At 40.7% G+C, this 17,418-nt stretch carries 16 protein-coding genes and 4 pseudogenes; 16 read left to right on the top strand and 4 right to left on the bottom strand.

The features are described from left to right. Window positions 1-12: 12 nt before the first annotated feature. Window positions 13-864, bottom strand: a complete 852-nt coding sequence (locus ACVC7R_RS06605) for a MurR/RpiR family transcriptional regulator (protein ID WP_447264023.1) — start codon at window positions 862-864, stop codon at window positions 13-15. Between the two features lie 192 nt (window positions 865-1,056). On the opposite strand from ACVC7R_RS06605, the gene pbp2b reads away from it, so the two are divergent. From pbp2b to ACVC7R_RS06660, 11 genes and pseudogenes are all read left to right on the top strand, one after another. After that, on the top strand, window positions 1,057-3,102 hold the full coding sequence (pbp2b, locus tag ACVC7R_RS06610) for a penicillin-binding protein PBP2B (RefSeq protein WP_447264024.1): 2,046 nt from the start codon (window positions 1,057-1,059) through the stop codon (window positions 3,100-3,102). A 10-nt stretch (window positions 3,103-3,112) separates the two neighbouring features. Continuing rightward, window positions 3,113-3,709 carry a recombination mediator RecR gene (gene recR / locus ACVC7R_RS06615; protein WP_006152788.1) on the top strand — a complete coding sequence of 199 codons (597 nt, stop codon included), beginning with the start codon at window positions 3,113-3,115 and terminating at the stop codon, window positions 3,707-3,709. A 166-nt stretch (window positions 3,710-3,875) separates the two neighbouring features. Next, the gene (locus tag ACVC7R_RS06620; RefSeq protein ID WP_447264025.1) at window positions 3,876-4,919 is read left to right on the top strand and encodes a D-alanine--D-alanine ligase; all 1,044 of its coding nucleotides are present in this window, start codon (window positions 3,876-3,878) and stop codon (window positions 4,917-4,919) included. A gap of 53 nt (window positions 4,920-4,972) precedes the next feature. Further along, a complete protein-coding gene (locus ACVC7R_RS06625) occupies window positions 4,973-6,346 on the top strand; it encodes a UDP-N-acetylmuramoyl-tripeptide--D-alanyl-D-alanine ligase (RefSeq protein ID WP_447264026.1) in 1,374 nt (457 codons plus the stop codon). Next, window positions 6,333-6,944: an NUDIX hydrolase gene (locus ACVC7R_RS06630; protein ID WP_447264027.1), complete on the top strand. Its 612-nt coding sequence runs from the start codon at window positions 6,333-6,335 to the stop codon at window positions 6,942-6,944. The genes ACVC7R_RS06625 and ACVC7R_RS06630 overlap by 14 nt, the downstream gene beginning before the upstream one ends. Window positions 6,945-7,064: 120 nt before the next feature. Beyond that, window positions 7,065-7,772, top strand: coding sequence for a YwaF family protein (locus ACVC7R_RS06635; protein WP_447264028.1), 708 nt, complete (start codon window positions 7,065-7,067; stop codon window positions 7,770-7,772). 159 nt (window positions 7,773-7,931) lie between these two features. After that, window positions 7,932-8,378 carry a 50S ribosomal protein L13 gene (rplM, locus tag ACVC7R_RS06640; protein WP_001044624.1) on the top strand — a complete coding sequence of 149 codons (447 nt, stop codon included), beginning with the start codon at window positions 7,932-7,934 and terminating at the stop codon, window positions 8,376-8,378. Between the two features lie 18 nt (window positions 8,379-8,396). Continuing rightward, window positions 8,397-8,789, top strand: a complete 393-nt coding sequence (gene rpsI, locus ACVC7R_RS06645) for a 30S ribosomal protein S9 (protein ID WP_000075969.1) — start codon at window positions 8,397-8,399, stop codon at window positions 8,787-8,789. A 257-nt stretch (window positions 8,790-9,046) separates the two neighbouring features. Beyond that, window positions 9,047-9,361 (top strand): annotated as a pseudogene (locus ACVC7R_RS06650) (zeta toxin family protein); the annotation flags it as partial. 267 nt (window positions 9,362-9,628) lie between these two features. Next, the gene (locus tag ACVC7R_RS06655; protein ID WP_023919367.1) at window positions 9,629-9,886 is read left to right on the top strand and encodes a type II toxin-antitoxin system Phd/YefM family antitoxin; all 258 of its coding nucleotides are present in this window, start codon (window positions 9,629-9,631) and stop codon (window positions 9,884-9,886) included. Next, complete coding sequence (locus ACVC7R_RS06660) at window positions 9,883-10,254, top strand: type II toxin-antitoxin system death-on-curing family toxin (protein ID WP_447264029.1); 372 nt, start codon at window positions 9,883-9,885, stop codon at window positions 10,252-10,254. Before ACVC7R_RS06655 ends, ACVC7R_RS06660 begins: the two co-directional genes overlap by 4 nt. Window positions 10,255-10,611: 357 nt before the next feature. Here ACVC7R_RS06660 and ACVC7R_RS06665 read toward each other — a convergent pair. From ACVC7R_RS06665 to ACVC7R_RS06675, 3 pseudogenes are all read right to left on the bottom strand, one after another. Then, window positions 10,612-10,936: pseudogene (locus ACVC7R_RS06665) on the bottom strand (transposase); the annotation flags it as partial. A gap of 136 nt (window positions 10,937-11,072) precedes the next feature. Beyond that, window positions 11,073-13,315: pseudogene (gene gshAB / locus ACVC7R_RS06670) on the bottom strand (bifunctional glutamate--cysteine ligase GshA/glutathione synthetase GshB). 551 nt (window positions 13,316-13,866) lie between these two features. Then, window positions 13,867-14,166: pseudogene (locus tag ACVC7R_RS06675) on the bottom strand (tyrosine-type recombinase/integrase); the annotation flags it as partial. A gap of 415 nt (window positions 14,167-14,581) precedes the next feature. On the opposite strand from ACVC7R_RS06675, the gene ACVC7R_RS06680 reads away from it, so the two are divergent. From ACVC7R_RS06680 to ACVC7R_RS06700, 5 genes are all read left to right on the top strand, one after another. Then, a complete protein-coding gene (locus tag ACVC7R_RS06680) occupies window positions 14,582-15,310 on the top strand; it encodes an ArsR/SmtB family transcription factor (protein ID WP_447264030.1) in 729 nt (242 codons plus the stop codon). 399 nt (window positions 15,311-15,709) lie between these two features. Continuing rightward, complete coding sequence (trxA, locus tag ACVC7R_RS06685; protein WP_447264031.1) at window positions 15,710-16,024, top strand: thioredoxin; 315 nt, start codon at window positions 15,710-15,712, stop codon at window positions 16,022-16,024. An 8-nt stretch (window positions 16,025-16,032) separates the two neighbouring features. Next, entirely contained in the window at window positions 16,033-16,953 is a 921-nt protein-coding gene (gene trxB / locus ACVC7R_RS06690) for a thioredoxin-disulfide reductase (RefSeq protein ID WP_447264032.1), read from the top strand. Further along, the gene (locus ACVC7R_RS06695; RefSeq protein WP_447264033.1) at window positions 16,950-17,219 is read left to right on the top strand and encodes a hypothetical protein; all 270 of its coding nucleotides are present in this window, start codon (window positions 16,950-16,952) and stop codon (window positions 17,217-17,219) included. Before trxB ends, ACVC7R_RS06695 begins: the two co-directional genes overlap by 4 nt. After that, window positions 17,220-17,399, top strand: a complete 180-nt coding sequence (locus ACVC7R_RS06700; RefSeq protein WP_447264034.1) for a type Z 30S ribosomal protein S14 — start codon at window positions 17,220-17,222, stop codon at window positions 17,397-17,399. Window positions 17,400-17,418: the final 19 nt, after the last annotated feature.

Raw genomic sequence — 17,418 nt, forward strand, 5'->3', positions numbered from 1 at the left:
TTGTTTTCAATTTCAGGGCTTTCTATTTCTTGTGTTTCTACGATAACCATTCAGTCTATTATTTTCCCAATAGCTATTAAAGATTTTTTCTTTACTTTCGCGATCAATCTCTAGGAAATAAGCATAGAGTAGATCAATGATAATCAGCATTGGAATCTGAGCAGAGATTCGTTGGATATAAGAGGCCTGGCTTTGGCTTGCGACTAATACTGTTTCTGTAAATGCTTGGGTATCCTTATTCGGTGCACTTGTAAATAGAACTGTCTTAGCTCCCATATCCTGGGCATCTAATAAACTATCGATGATGGACGGTGTTGTTCCTGAGAGGGAAAAACCAAAGACCAGACATTTTTCATCAATGATACTAGTCGTCCAGGCAAAACCGTCTGGATCGGTTAAGGCTTCACAGACGACACCCAATCTCATAAAACGTAGCTTCATCTCACGTGCGACTAGACCGGAACTCCCAGTTCCGAAAAAATACACGCGTTCGGATTGCTCAATCATCTGAGCCACACGTTCCAACTGCTCATCGTCAATCAACCCTTGAGAAATTTCTCGCACATTTGCATAACTTCTGAGAACTCGTTGAGTCAAAGGATTCATATCCTGTTGAGGAGCAGAAAGAGTGTCTTTTTGTTGCTGATATTTGAAGATGAACTCTCGATAGCCCTTAAAACCACACTTCTTGGCAAAACGAGTGAGCGCCGCCTGGGAAATATGAAGTTTTTGCGTGACTTGTTGAGAGGATAAGTCATCATTTATCGTATCTGTCTGTAGAAAATAGCGGGCAATTTCTTGCTCTAAATCGGTCATCTCTTCAAAGTGAAGGTCGATAATCGTAGAGATATCTTGCTTATTCATGGGACTCCTTTTATAGCTATTTGCCAGAATTACTTTGACAAATCTAACAAATAAAATAGCGCTTACCTCCATTATATCATAGAAAATACTTTTTGGACCAAAAAGGAAAAGTCTTTTCTTTTTCCATAATTTTCTACCTAAATTATGGTACAATGAAGAGTGTGATTTTGATTAGAAATGAGATTGATGTGTATGAGAAAATTCAATAGCCACTCGATACCGACACGGCTTAATTTGTTATTTGCAATCGTTATTTTGCTCTTTTTAGCAATTATTGGTCGTTTGCTTTATATGCAAGTTCTTCACAAGGATTTTTATGAAAACAAACTCGCTTCTGCTAGCCAAACTCGAGTAACCATGGGTTCAGCTCGTGGAGAAATCTATGATGCTGCAGGTAAACCGTTAGTCCAAAATACTGTGAAGCAAGTTGTTTCCTTCACACGGAGCAATAAGATGACTGCAGCTGATTTAAAGGATATTTCCAAAAAATTGTTGACCTATGTCACAGTCACCTCTCCAGAGTTGACGGACCGTCAAATGGCTGATTACTACTTGGCTGATGCTGAAGTTTATAAGAAAACAGTTGAAGCTCTTCCAAAAGATAAACGGTATGATTCAGATGGCAATCAACTTTCCGAATCTGAACTCTATAAAAACGCTGCTGAGAGTATTACTTCCAGTCAATTAGACTACTCAGAGGATGAAAAGAAGGCAATCTACATCTTTAGTCAGCTCAATTCCGTAGAAAATTTTGCGACAGGAAATATTCAAACGGATCCTTTGGATGATACGCAGGTAGCTGTGATTGCTTCTGCTTCCAAGGAATTGCCAGGCATTTCGATTTCTACCTCATGGGATCGAAAAGTCCTAGAAACTTCTCTTTCATCTATAGTGGGAAGTGTTTCTAGTGAAAAATCTGGTCTTCCAGCAGAAGAAGTGGACGCTTATTTGAAAAAAGGCTACTCGCTCAATGACCGTGTTGGGACTTCCTATCTTGAAAAGCAATACGAAGAAGTCTTGCAAGGGAAACGTACGGTCAAGGAAATCCATTTGGATAAGCACGGAGACATGGAGAGTGTAGAAAATATCGAAGAAGGTAGCAAGGGGAAAAATATCAAATTAACCATTGATTTGGCCTTCCAAGATAGCGTAGACAACCTCTTAAAGAATTATTTCAACTCAGAACTTGCCAATGGTGGAGCTAAATATTCAGAAGGTGTTTATGCAGTAGCTCTCAATCCTAAGACAGGTGCTGTATTAGCCATGTCAGGGATGAAGCATAATGTAGAAACTGGGGAATTGACACCAGACTCACTTGGTACAGTAACCAATGTTTTCGTGCCAGGTTCTGTCGTTAAAGCGGCTACCATCAGCTCAGGCTGGGAAAATGGTGTTCTTAAGGGGAACCAGACCTTGACAGACCAACCAATCGTTTTCCAGGGATCCCCAGCTATCAATTCCTGGTATACTCCTTATTATGATGGTTCTTTCCCGATTACAGCAGTCGAGGCTTTGGAATACTCTTCTAATGCCTATATGATTCAAACTGCTTTGGGAATGATGGGGCAAACCTATCAGCCTAATATGACAGTAGGAACCAGCCATCTTGAGTCTGCTATGGGTAAATTACGTTCAACTTTTGGCGAGTATGGTCTGGGAGTTTCTACTGGGATTGACCTACCAGATGAGTCAACAGGGTTTATCCCTAAGGACTTTGATTTGGCTAACTATCTAAATAATGCTTTTGGACAGTTCGATAACTACACGCCGATGCAGTTGGCTCAGTATGTAGCAACTATTGCTAATAATGGTGTTCGCTTAGCTCCCCACATCGTAGAAGGAATCTACGACAACAACGAACAAGGTGGTCTAGGAGAACTCATTAAGAAAAATGACAGCACAGAAATGAATAAAATCAATATTTCTGAGTCTGACATGTCTATCTTGCAACAAGGATTTTACCAGGTATCGCACGGAACAAGTGCACTTACGACAGGTCGCGCCTTTTCAAATGGGGCTGCAGTCTCTATCAGTGGAAAAACTGGTACAGCCGAAAGTTACGTTAACGGCGGACAAAAAGCCAACAATACCAACGCTGTTGCCTATGCACCGACAGATAATCCGCAGATTGCAGTCGCAGTTGTTTTCCCTCACAATACCAACCTAACTAACGGTGTCGGACCTTCGATTGCTCGTGACATTATCAATCTATACAACCAACACCATCCAATGAACTAGAAAGGAAGCCATGCTTTACCCAACACCTATAGCCAAGCTGATTGACAGTTATTCTAAACTTCCAGGTATCGGGATTAAGACAGCAACCCGGCTGGCCTTTTATACCATTGGAATGTCGGATGACGACGTCAATGAATTTGCAAAAAATCTTCTTGCAGCCAAGCGAGAATTGACCTATTGTTCCATCTGTGGACGTTTAACAGACGAGGATCCTTGCTCTATCTGTACCGATCCAAGTCGTGATCAATCAACGATTCTGGTTCTGGAGGATAGCCGAGATGTTGCTGCTATGGAAAATATCCAGGAATACCACGGACTTTACCATGTTTTACACGGTTTGATTTCCCCTATGAATGGGATTAGTCCTGACGATATCAATCTTAAAAGTCTCATGACTCGCCTCATGGATAGTGAAGTTTCAGAGGTTATCGTAGCCACCAATGCAACAGCTGATGGGGAAGCGACTTCCATGTATATCTCTCGACTGCTGAAACCTGCAGGGATTAAGGTCACTCGTCTAGCACGAGGTCTAGCAGTAGGAGCAGATATCGAATATGCGGACGAAGTAACGCTCCTAAGAGCCATTGAAAATCGTACCGAACTCTAGCCCGTAAGAATAAAGAGATAGGCAATTAGCAAGTAGATACGATATATAAGAGTCAAGAGGCTGGATTTATTTTGAATCCAGTCTCTTTTTTGCTATACAAGTTTCAAAAAAGAGACAAATGTGATATACTAAAAAGCGAGTATTCTAGTAGAAATAGGACAATCATATGAAACAAACAATTATTCTATTATATGGTGGACGGAGTGCAGAACGTGAAGTGTCTGTATTGTCAGCTGAGAGTGTCATGCGTGCGGTTAACTATGATCGTTTCGCAGTCAAAACCTTCTTTATCAGTCAGTCTGGAGACTTTATCAAAACCCAAGAATTTACCCAAACTCCTGGACAAGACGAACGTCTCATGACCAATGAAACGATTGATTGGGACAAGAAAATTGCTCCAAGTGCCATCTACGAAGAAGATGCAGTTGTTTTTCCAGTTCTTCATGGACCTATGGGAGAAGATGGTTCCGTTCAAGGTTTCTTAGAAGTCTTGAAAATGCCTTATGTTGGTTGCAACATCTTGTCTTCAAGCCTTGCTATGGATAAGATTACAACTAAGCGTGTCTTGGAGTCTGCTGGAATCGCTCAAGTGCCTTATGTAGCAATTGTTGAGGGAGATGACCTAGCTTCTAAGATTGCGGAAGTTGAAGAAAAATTAAGGTACCCAGTCTTTACCAAGCCATCAAATATGGGTTCTAGTGTAGGTATTTCTAAGTCTGAGAATCAAGAGGAACTCTATCAAGCTCTCGAACTTGCCTTCAAGTACGATAGCCGTGTCTTGGTAGAACAGGGAGTCAATGCGCGTGAAATCGAGGTCGGTCTCTTAGGAAACTATGATGTCAAGAGCACGCTACCTGGTGAAGTTGTCAAAGATGTAGCCTTCTATGATTATGAGGCAAAGTATATCGATAACAAGATTACCATGGATATCCCAGCTAAGATTAGTGATGATGTAGTAGCTCTGATGCGTAAAAATGCAGAAGCTGCCTTCCGTGCTATTGGTGGACTTGGTCTCTCACGTTGCGATTTCTTCTATACAGATAAGGGTGAAATTTTCCTAAATGAGCTCAACACTATGCCAGGATTTACTCAATGGTCTATGTATCCCTTACTTTGGGACAATATGGGTCTTCCTTACCCAGAACTAATTGAGCGTTTGGTTGGCCTTGCTAAGGAAAGCTTTGATAAACGTGAAGCGCACCTATTGTAAAGACGAACATAAGGGCGAGGAAGGACTCCTTGCCTCTTTTTAAAGGAGTAAACATGAAACTTACCATTCACGAAGTTGCGCGTGTTGTTGGTGCAAAAAATGATGTGACAAGCTATGCGGACAAGCCCCTAGTCAAGGCAGAGTTTGATAGTCGTTTGATTGCTGAGGGTGACTTATTTGTGCCGCTCAAGGGAGCGCGTGATGGTCATGACTTTATCGAGACAGCTTTTGAAAATGGCGCAGCTTTAACCTTATCGGAGAGGGAAGTAGACGGGCATCCCTATATTCTAGTAGATGATGTATTGACAGCCTTTCAAGCTCTTGCAGCCTATTACCTTCAAAAAACAGGAGTAGATGTTTTTGCTGTTACAGGTTCGAACGGTAAGACAACGACCAAGGATATGTTGGCTCATCTGCTTTCTACAAGCTACAAAACCTACAAAACGCAAGGAAATTACAATAACGAGATTGGATTGCCTTATACAGTTCTCCATATGCCGGATGACACTGAGAAATTGGTCTTGGAGATGGGTCAGGATCACCTAGGAGACATCCATCTCTTGTCTGAATTGGCTCATCCAAAGACAGCCATTGTGACTCTAGTCGGAGAGGCTCACTTAGCCTTCTTTAAGGACCGTTCTGAGATTGCCAAAGGGAAATTACAGATTACTGATGGGATGGAGAAAGGTGGCTTACTCTTGGCGCCAGCTGATCCTATTGTAGAGGATTATCTACCTACTGAGCAAAAAGTCGTTCGTTTCGGACCAGGTGCAGAACTCGAAATTACAGACTTGATCGAGCGTAAGGATAGCTTAACCTTTAAGGCTAATTTCTTGGTGCAGGCTCTTGACTTGCCAGTAACTGGTAAGTACAATGCGACCAATGCTATGATTGCATCTTATGTTGCCTTGCAAGAAGGAGTATCTGAGGAGCAGCTTGGTCAAGCCTTCCGAAATCTAGAGTTGACCCGCAATCGTACAGAGTGGAAAAAGGCAGCCAACGGTGCGGATATCTTATCAGATGTTTACAATGCCAATCCGACTGCTATGAAGCTCATCCTCGAAACATTTTCAGCTATTCCAGCAAATGAAGGTGGTAAGAAAATCGCAGTTCTGGCAGATATGAAAGAACTTGGAGATCAGTCTGTTCAACTTCATAATCAGATGATTTTGAGCATTTCACCAGATGTTCTTGATACTGTTATTTTCTATGGTGAAGACATTGCTGAATTGGCTCAATTAGCCAGTCAAATGTTCCCAATTGGCCATGTTTACTACTTCAAGAAAACAGCTGAAGAAGACCAGTTTGAAGCCATGGTCAAGCAAGTTAAGGAAAGTCTTGGTGCACATGACCAAATCTTGCTTAAAGGTTCAAACTCTATGAATCTAGCTAAGCTAGTAGAAAGTCTAGAAAATGAGCACAACTGATTTTGCTAAGGCTCTGCAGAGAATGTTAGCCATTACCGATACTGGTTTGACCTATACAAGGGATCCTTTTGACCGTGAACGTTATGAGAATTTACGTCAGATTTTATCAAGTGTCTTGCAGGATCAAACAGAGCTCAAACAAGAGGAATTGACTGCAATTTTAAAACCAACAGGTAGCTATGCAACGCCCTTGATGGATGTGCGAGCTTGGATTGTTCAAGACCAGAAGATTTGTTTGGTTAGAGAACAAGGAGAGGATACTTGGGCATTACCTGGTGGCTTTGGTGAGGTAGGATATTCTCCCAAGGAAAATATCCGAAAAGAAGTTCAGGAAGAAACAGGATTTTCAGCAGAAGTAGGCTCTTTATTGGCAGTTTTTGATACCAACCGCTTTCAACTTCAGAACAAGCAGTATGCCAAGTTCGTCTTTGACTGTCAGTTATTAGATGGACAATTTCAAGAAAATCAAGAAATTGCGGAACTTGAATTTTTTGACATCAAGAATCTCCCACCCCTATCTGAAAAACGAATAACCCAAGAACAAATGGAAATTCTATGGCAGGTCTATCAGGGTGAGCGGGAACAATATGTCGATTAGAAGTTTTACTTTATATTAAGATTGACAGTTTCTTTTACACAAAATTATAAGAAATAAATATAAGCTAGGCTCTATAAAAATCAGTAAGAGATTGGCTTATATGAAAATGAGGAAAGTTACATGAATTTTTGGGATGCTTTATTTAGCACGCAGCCGACGGAGCCACCCCGATTTGATCTTCTTTGGTATGGAAGTCTATTTACATTATTAGCATTGACTGTATTTATTGCTTATCGTTATGGGGAGAAGAAAGCTTGTCAGCGCTTTTTCCAGATTTTACAGGCGACACAGTTAATCCTTCTTTACGGTTGGTATTTGGTTAATCAGATGCCTCTAACTGAAAGCCTACCCTTTTATCATTGCCGCTTGGCTATGTTTGTAGTGCTGTTGACTCCTGGTGTTTCTAGAGTTAAGCAGTATTTTGCTGTATTGGGAACCTTTGGCCCTTTGGCGGCCTTTGTTTATCCAGTTCCAGATCCCTATCCTTTCCCCCATATCGCTATCCTGTCCTTTATTTTCGGCCACTTAGCCCTCTTTGGAAATTCTTTGATTTATCTCTTGAAGGACTACGATGCCAGTTTATTGGATTTCAAACGAATCCTAGTCATCACCTCTTCCCTTAATGCTGTGATCTTTGTGGTTAATCTAATGACGGGTGGAGATTATGGATTTTTAACAAAACCACCATTGATTGGAGACCACGGCCGTTTGATCAATTATCTAGTCGTTACGCTATTCTTGACATGCGCCATTTACTTAGTTTCTAAAGCCTTTCTGACAATGCTTGAGGAGAAGGGTGAAAGAAGACTCAGAATCTGGCAGAAATAAAAAAATATTTTCCCAACCGCTTGACTTTTATCTGAGAATTTTGATACAATAGTAGGCGGTATTGTTTACCCCATTTGTAAGGCCCCGGAACCTTTCAAATACCCTGCGGACCGGAACATCCGCCCTGTAAACAAAAACGACATTCATATAGGAGAAATCATGAACAAAACTACATTCATGGCTAAACCAGGCCAAGTAGAACGCAAATGGTACGTTGTTGACGCAACTGATGTACCTCTTGGACGCCTTTCAGCAGTTGTTGCTAGCGTACTTCGCGGAAAAAACAAACCAACATTCACACCACACACTGATACAGGTGACTTCGTAATCGTTATCAATGCTGAAAAAGTTAAATTGACTGGTAAAAAAGCAACTGATAAGATCTACTACACTCACTCAAACCACCCAGGTGGATTGAAACAAATCTCTGCTGGTGAACTTCGTTCTAAAAATGCAGTTCGTTTGATCGAGAAATCAGTTAAAGGTATGCTTCCACACAATACTCTTGGACGCGCTCAAGGTATGAAATTGAAAGTATTCGTTGGAGCTGAGCACACTCACGCTGCACAACAACCAGAAGTTCTTGATATTTCAGGACTTATCTAAGGAAAGGAACAATAAAGTATGTCACAAGCACAATATGCAGGTACTGGACGTCGTAAAAACGCTGTTGCACGCGTTCGCCTTGTTCCAGGAACTGGTAAAATCACTGTTAACAAAAAAGATGTTGAAGAGTACATCCCACACGCTGACCTTCGTCTTGTAATCAACCAACCATTCGCAGTTACTTCAACTGTAGGTTCATATGACGTTTTCGTTAACGTTGTAGGTGGTGGATACGCTGGTCAAGCAGGAGCTATCCGTCACGGTATCGCTCGTGCCCTTCTTCAAGTAGACCCAGACTTCCGCGATTCATTGAAACGCGCAGGACTTCTTACACGTGACTCACGTAAAGTTGAACGTAAGAAACCAGGTCTTAAGAAAGCTCGTAAAGCATCACAATTTAGTAAACGTTAATTCGAGAGAATTACTATACTTACAAAGAGCACCTTTCGGGGTGTTCTTTTTTTGTACTTTTTTACTAAATTGGTGCAATTGACACAGTTGTTGCGACTTTAGTCGCTTACAAATGTGGCTGCAACCTGACGAAGTCAGTTGCCTCAAAACGTTAATCAACACGATACTATCAACGTTTACAGACATTCAAGAATTTTCTCTTGGATGTCTTTTTTTGGTTTGCTTAAAAATTTAAAAACTATGGGAAATAGCAGGATATCAGTACTTTGATACGTTATGAGGAGCTCTACGCCATAGATCCTAGTCAATCTAGAGCAACTCCTAAAGCACACCATGATGGAATTGTAGAACATTTGGTGGATAACTTACGGGAGTTGGGAAAGGATAAACTTTTTAGACAAATTCAAATTTATCAAAGAGATCAATCGTGTGTTTATGATTCGCAAGTAGACGAAACCTCAGCAACAGAAGTTCTACACGAATGCCTATTTGGAAAATGGAGTAAGGTGGAGGAAGAGATGTTGAAGTTGGGACAGGAACGGTCGAGAGAGATGGGGGGAATTAATAAGTGACGAAGGGCTAATTTATGAGTACATGATAATAAAAACTCATAAGATTTTCTAGTAAAATAGAATTGAACGAACTAGTTACGAAAGGAAGTCTTATGAGCTGCCATCATTTTACTATAGTTGAGCATGAAAGTATTCTCATTTACCGTACGCAAGATCTAACCCCCCCTCAAATTACTAAGTTATTTCACTTAATATAGGATAAATCCATCCTATATTTTTGCTTTTGTTGCTTAATAATGGTATGATAAACAAAAGGAGGCGATGACAATGCAAATTAATCTTGAAAATTTAATTCCAATCACGGAGGCAAATCAGAATTTCTCTAAAGTTGCTCGTATGGTTGATAGTAAGGGTACAGCTGTTATTTTGAAAAACAATAAACCTAAATATGTTTTAGTTGACTATAACACCTTGGTTCAAGTAGAACAGACAGAAGCTGTTGTTGCAGATCAAGCTAGTGTTGACGAGGTGGCAAGCTCTATCTTGTCACGCCACCTAGAAGCCTTGAAGGAATTAGCTAAATGAAGCGATTAACCGTTGAACAGGTTGTTGCCTTACATAATCAATTGATTATATCTACGGGAGGAATGGATGGTGTACGAGACAAGGGGTTAGTTGAGGCCTCGCTTTCGAATGTTTTTGACACTTATTTTGGAGTTGATCAATATCCAACTATTGAAGAAAAGGCATCTAGGCTTTGTTATTCTTTGATTAAGAATCACGCTTTTTTAGATGGAAATAAGCGCATTGGTATTTTTGTAATGCTTGTGCTACTAGAACTTAACGATATTATGCTTGATTGTACTGATGAAGAGTTGGTTCATCTCGGATTGGGTGTAGCGGCATCAGAATTAACCTACGAAGATATTTTAGATTTTGTAAAAAGTCATTGATACAAAAAGCAAGTGACTATTAAAAATTACTTGCTTTATTTTTTAATGATTCGAAGGTAATAATGGTGTGAACTTTTTGGTAAAATCTAGCTCAATTAGTGTATTTTTAGTGTAAAATTCACACCATTCAAATGAAAGTTATTCAAATTAGATGAAATTGTTCTTTCTGAAAACGTGAGAAAACATTGATTTTAAGCGCATTTTGAAACGTATTCAATAGAAGTGTTTCCAACCAGGCTTGAAAAAGGCCCGTAAAGCGTCACAATTTAGTAAACGTTAAAACTTATTTACATTTATTAAAAGCATTTCGTATCAAAAATACGAGATGCTTTTTTTCTAGCTTAATTTTACAAATTGGGTTTTGAAGGACACCATGGACCTATTTTCAAGTTGATAACGACTACAAATTTGTTCTGGAGACCATGAAGATTGTAATCGCTCTTTAATTTCCTACTTCAATTCACAGGAGTCTAACTCGATTTTCTTCTCATCTGCTTAGCCAATTGTTCATTGTGTGTTTGTACTGCTTGTGCAGAGTAAGTGTCATTACAACACTTAATTCTCTTGAGAAGGTTGATTTGTGAACGCCTAATTTTCTAGCTATTTGGCAGAGTTTGAGACCTAATTCTAGGTAAGTCTCTATCTTAATTCGCTCAATTATGGTAATATGATGGTAGCTCATAGATTTCTCCCGTGTTCTGTTTAGTGTGGTTACTTACAGTTTACACGAGATTGGGCTCTATGAGTTTTTTGTTGCACTATATTTTACCATTTATCAAATATAAAAAAGTAAGCTCAGAAAATCTCTGATCTTATTCTCATATCTCTCCAAACAACTTCCGTAAAATTTTCGGTGTGATACGTTGTCCTGGCCCTACGTAAGTATAGGTGTGCAGGTACATGGCAGGATTGAAGTTGAGTTCGATACAGGTGCAATTTGGTAGCTCCTTACTAGCAGGCTTGGTGTAGTCTGGGATAATCAAATCGACTCCACAGGCCCAAGCCCCCATAGCAGTCGCCATATCGGCAGCTAGTTGTTTGTAACTCTCGCCCATCTGGTCAGTCATGTCAATGGAGTCGCCTCCAGTTGAGATATTAGAATTACCACGCAGAAAGGTTTGGCTACCTTTAGGCAAGACTGTATCAGGTGTGTAACCCTGCTGTTCCAACATGAGTAATTCAATATCACCCAGATTGATGATTTCAAGAGGTGAGCGATGGTCGCGACCACGCAGAGGGTCTTGGTTTTTCTTTTCGACTAATTCTCGGATGCTTGAGCTTCCGTCGCCTACGACATTGGCCGCGACGCGGAGCAGGACAGCCTCGCATTTTCCATCCAAGATAAAGAAACGGTACTCGGTCCCTGCCACAAACTCCTCGACTAGCACATGGCTATCTTCCGAAAAGGCGATGTCTAGGGCTTTTTCATAGCCAGAAAGGCTTGTTGGCTCTTGGAAGATGGAAATGCCCAGACCGAAGTTGGTGGATTTGGGTTTGACAACAATAGCAGAGTTGGCTATTTGTCCGTAGTACCGCAAGGCATCGTCCTTGTTAGCAAATTCTGCTCCCGCAGGTACTGGAAAACCAGCCTTGTCCAAAATCTTTTTGGTCACAACCTTATTAGCCATGGCCAGTGGAATTACGTAGTTATCTTTGGATGTCATGTTGCCATTTTTAATGTACTCCACATGGTCACCATGCCAGAGTTTGAGAAATTGGTCTTCCTCATCTAAAATTTCTACGTTCAAGCCCAGCTGAATGGCGTCAAAGAGAATCATTTGGGTGGAGAGTTCCATGTTTTCATAGCCTTTGAGGGCATAAGGTGCTGTCCAAGCATAGTCATGAAAGGCTTGTCCTTGTTGTTGGCCAAATTTTTCAAGGGACCCTTCTTCAACCTGCTCTGCTATTTTTCCAGAAAGGGTCAAACGTGGATCAAGAAGAGAGGCCTCCACCTTAGTGATAAGCTGGCTATAATAGTCATCCAGTCCAAAGTGAGCGACGATGTCCTTCATGGCTGTCACGATAGGTTTAGGGTCAGCCTTTTTAGGAAGTGGTGTGTGGGGATGGCTGAGAGCGATTTGGTTGTTGAGAGTAGCAGCTACTGCCAATTCTTCGTCGACTTGCTCCATATCGTCTAGCCACAAGAGTGCGAGTGCAAAGAGGTGGGTGGTGTCTAGTGTTTCTTGGCTGATTGCCAGTGGCTCAAAGGGGTTGAGGTCAAAGTTGCAGAACTCTAGATAGGAGATGCCCTTAGTCAAAAAGTCCCGGCTAGTCTTAGCACCGCGTAAACGGATGGCAGAGTAAAATTCTTTTTCGGCGGACAGTTGCCCAGATCCAACAGCGTTTTCGATGTCGGTCACGTATTGCTCCAGTGAAGAGAAGGAAATGTGAACATCGGGGGCATTGACATAGCCGTAGTTGGAGTTACGAATCGACCGCACGCAACCAATTTCATCTGTCAAAAACCCTTTTTCTGCTAGCGGGCTTGCTCCGTAAAGGTAGGTCAAGAGCCAGCGATAACGCAAGAAGTTCTGAGCTAACTTGAGATAGAGGGCATTCTTGAAGGTCAGTAAATCGTCATAGTCACTGACTTCAAAGAGCTGCTGGGTCAGATCTTTGCCGAGTTCAAAATTATAGTGAATTCCAGATATGGACTGGAGCAATTTGCCGTAGCGTTCTGCCAAACCAACTCGGTATTGATACTCGTAGTCACTTTCCAACTGGGCAATCTGAATCTCTTCTTCTACAATCACAGGTGGCATGGATAAAGGCCAAAGATATTCTGACTTATCCATTGAGCGAATAGCCACATCGGTGATGGCCCCAAGCGACGAGCTTCCGTGGTCGACTGTGCTACCGGTGTAATGAGCTCTAGTTGAGGTTCGCTATAATCTGTCTGGATATAGGGATGGAAACTGCGAGAACCCAATTTTTCAGGGTGTGGCGTTTGAGCGACACGGCCTTCAGTATTGATTCGTAGAGATTCGCGCTCCAGACCAAAGGTAGCTTGTAAGATGGGAGTATTTGGGGATAATTTTTGAAATACGTTTGATAGGTTCATGATTGGGCCTCGAAATAACTAGTTTCTCTATTATTTTATCAGTTTGTTAAATAAACTCAACTTTCTGCTACGGAGATGGAGAAGGAAATGCTCGGACGAATTGACTATTTACTTGCATTAAATATAAGCAAAAACATTAGTAGAAGTATTGAAACTACACCTAATAGTTTTTTCCCCACACTCAATCTCTCATTTCTGTCTTTTTTTCGTAGACAGTTATAAAGTCGATCAGAATAAACCTTGTAAGTGTATAAGTTAATTCTTACAGACCTAAACTATTCCCCTATTTAAAAAATAATGATTCATATTTTATGAAATTAATTAGTAGATATAGTTCTGAAAAGCCGTTATATTACGCTGTTTTTAGTCCAACTGAAATCCATACTTTCCAAACCAGGTCTTAAGAAAGCTCGTAAAGCATCACAATTCTCAAAACGTTAATCAATACGATTATATCAACGTTTCGAAACACTTCGTGGTTCACACCATGGGGTGTTTTTTTGATGGATTTTAGCAAAATTCACACCACTTTTCACACCAAATTCACACCATTATTTTTTAAGATTACGAAAGGCAATTTCCCCAACAGCCATTGGGATTACATTTGAAGTGTTGACATAAGTCTTAGTTGTAATTGTATCACTGTGAGTGAGTGCTTCAGAGATAGCTTCCATAGAGGTTCCAGCCTGTTTAGCGAGTGTTGCTCCTGTATGGCGTAACTTGTGAGGTGTAGCATGTGCCAGCTCTTTATGTAGCTTTCTGATGCTTTTCATTTTATTGTTGAGATAGTCAGCATGTAAAGGCTTGTTGATGTTTCCTCTAGTGTCTATATAAGTAAAGACAAACTGTTCGGGTAGTATGTCTTGCATGCTGTTTACTTCTTGTCTCTTGTTTTAGGCTTTGAGATAATAGCGACAAGAGAAGTAGTTGTGGACTATTTTTATGAATGTTCAAATTAATCATTAGAAAATTGTTGGCAGTTGAGAGCTCTAAGTAAATCATTTTGATACAATTTATGGTCGCACATAGATAGTATGTCACAAAAGAAAGTGCGGCTCGTTAAAAATTTCATTTTTTCAGAGATAGGTCTCTTTTTACATGATTTACCTATTAATATTAGTAAATGTTAAGGATAAGTATTCTTTTTATTTTTTGGCGAATGCCGGCTTTTTGCCACAAATGAGTATCAACATCTTTCGAATGGAATAGTTGACAATTGTTTTTAAGAATTATACTATTAAATTGAATAGATAAGGAGTTGATTTGATGCAAGAGACAATGATTGATTACAAACAAAAAATTTACCAAGAGCTATCCCGCTTAACAAAGGGGCTAGGAAGTGAGAAGCGTCTTGATATTTTAAATATATTATCACAGGGACCAAAGACAGTTGAGGGAATTGCGCATGCGACGGGTCTCTCTGTTGCCAATACTTCGCGCCACCTTCAGATTTTAAAAGAAAGTCACTTGGTGGTGACGAGTCGAAATGGTAATTTTATCCGTTATAGCTTGGCTTCTGAAAAGGTTATCCAGTTAGTCCTTCTGTTATTTGCCGTCGGTGAAGAACAGTTAGCAGAAGTCAGAGCGATTGAGTCAGACTATGATGAGGCAGCTGGTGTTCCTCAGATTGAGCTCGCTAATGCAATTGAATTAGCAGCTAAGACAGATGCTCTCCTACTTGATTTAAGGCCTGTTGAGGAGTATGAGGCAGGGCACTTGCCAAAAGCTCTTAATTTACCAATCGATGAGTTTGATCAAAAAAAAGCTCAGCTTCCCAAAGAGAAGACCATCATTGTTTATTGTCGCGGGCGCCAATGTGGCTATGCTAACCTAGCAGCACAGGATTTACAGAGTTTAGGCTACAGTATCTATAGTCTCAATCGCAGTTTTGCTGATTGGAAGTGGGGTGCGTCCTCTCGTTCAGAACTTGAGAGTGGGGACAGAAATCGGTCATTCGTAGAATTCGATTTCATCGTCCCACCTCCGAAAAGTTGAGTTGGGCTGTAAAAGCTGATGAAATCATCGTAGTAGAGCCCACTCAACCACTACGTCTTGCTCGACAATCCAAAAACAATTGAGAGGCTAGGACTTTTTTCCCAGCCTCTTTTCTTATAACCTGAGACTCGTGAGCAAAATCTTTGCAAAATAGATTTAGTGTGCTATAATTCAATTATTCAATAAAAAAGTTGAATTTCTTTTTTACTCAACCTATTCAATGATTTTATTGAATTACATCTTTGAAATACTTCTTATTTAGTATCTCAAAGAAACTAAGTGATACAAATTGGATTTTTAGAAGGGCTAAGTTAACCTTTTTGAAATTCATTCTTTTATTCTTATACTATTCAATCATATGATTGAATAGAAGCGATTTATTTTAGATAGGAGTTTTTTATGACGACACAACTAACAACCGAAACATTTGCAAAAGCTATCCAAAATGGGGTGAGTTTTATCGAATTTGGGGCGCAGTGGTGCCCGCCTTGTCGGATGATGGAACCGGTAGTGGAAGAACTTTCACAGGACTTTGACGGAAAAGCAACGATTGCTCAGGTGGATGTGGACCAATCACAAGAGCTCGCCAATCTCTTTGGCATTCGTTCTATCCCAACAATGGTGATTTTTAAAGATGGCAAACCCGTCGATGCTCTTGTTGGTGTTCATCCTAAACAAGTATTGATGGAAAAAATTCAAGCACAGTTATCATGAGGTGATTTATGTATGATGTAATTATTGTAGGTTCAGGACCTGCAGGGTACACAGCTGGCATTTATTTAAGTCGAGCTGGTTTGAAAAATCGATTGATCACAGGCTATTTGGAGGGTGGTCAATTAACCACCACAACCCTCGTAGAAAATTATCCAGGTTTTGAAAACGGGATTGTTGGCAACGAATTAGTCCAAACAATGCGTCGCCAAGCAGAACAGTTTGGCACCGAAATGACCTTTGGATTTGTTCAAAAAATTGAAGGTGAATCGTCTCCTTTCAAGGTACATCTGGATAATGGTGAAATCATTGATACCAAGGCCGTTATTATCGCAACAGGATCTAGCGCTAAATATCTAGGGATTGAAGGCGAAGAAGAGGCCGTCGGAAAAGGTGTCAGCGTTTGTGCGACCTGTGATGCTTTCTTCTATAAAGAGCGTGAAGTTCTTGTAGTTGGCGGGGGTGATGTCGCTATGGAAGAAGCCCTCTATTTGACACGCTTTGCATCGAAAGTGACCGTTGTCCACCGCCGCAATGAGTTACGCGCATCTGATATTATGGTCAAACGGGCTCAGGCAAATGATAAAATTCATTGGATGTTAAATTACACGCCTGTCAAAGTTACATCTAATCTGATGGGAATGACTGGTTTGGATGTTCGTAATAATGAAACAGGTGATATTGAGCATATTCAGGCTGACGGTCTCTTTGTGGCCATTGGTCATCAACCAAACACCGATTTTCTTGATGGAAAATTAGCATTGGATGATAAAGGCTATATTCAAACACAGGCAGGAACAGCAAAGACCTCTGTTGCAGGTATTTTTGCAGCTGGTGATGTGCAAGATCCAAAATACCAACAAGCCATTACTGCAGCAGGCAGCGGTGCCATTGCTGCCCTAGATACATTGGCCTATATTGATAACCTATGATGAAATCAGTCACGTCTAGTATCGAATTAGAAGAACTGTTAGACGAACATCAAAATCTAGCTCTTCTGGTTTCAGGAAATCAATGCAGCCTATCGTCTCTTGGGCAAAAAGAACTCATAGACACGGCTGAACGAGAGCATTTGGTGCTTTACCAAGCAGATATTTTTCAAGTGCCCCGTCTCATTTCTTTATTTGGCATTCAGCCTACCCTGACGAGTTTATTAGTCTTTAAAAATGGTCAATTGGTGGATAAGAAAGAGGTTTAAATGGCAAGAAAAGCTTTGATACAAAGGAAAAAGAAGGCCTACCCGGTTCAAGAATACTCACGCTGTTTGGCATGCGGCCGCCCGCATTCGGTCTACCGCAAGTTTAAACTTTGTCGGATTTGTTTACGCCAGCAAGCTTACCAAGGTGTCATTCTTGGGTTGAAAAAAGCTTCTTGGTAGTGGAAAGAAAGGAAGGAAG

Source organism: Streptococcus sp. Z554 (assembly GCF_053010305.1).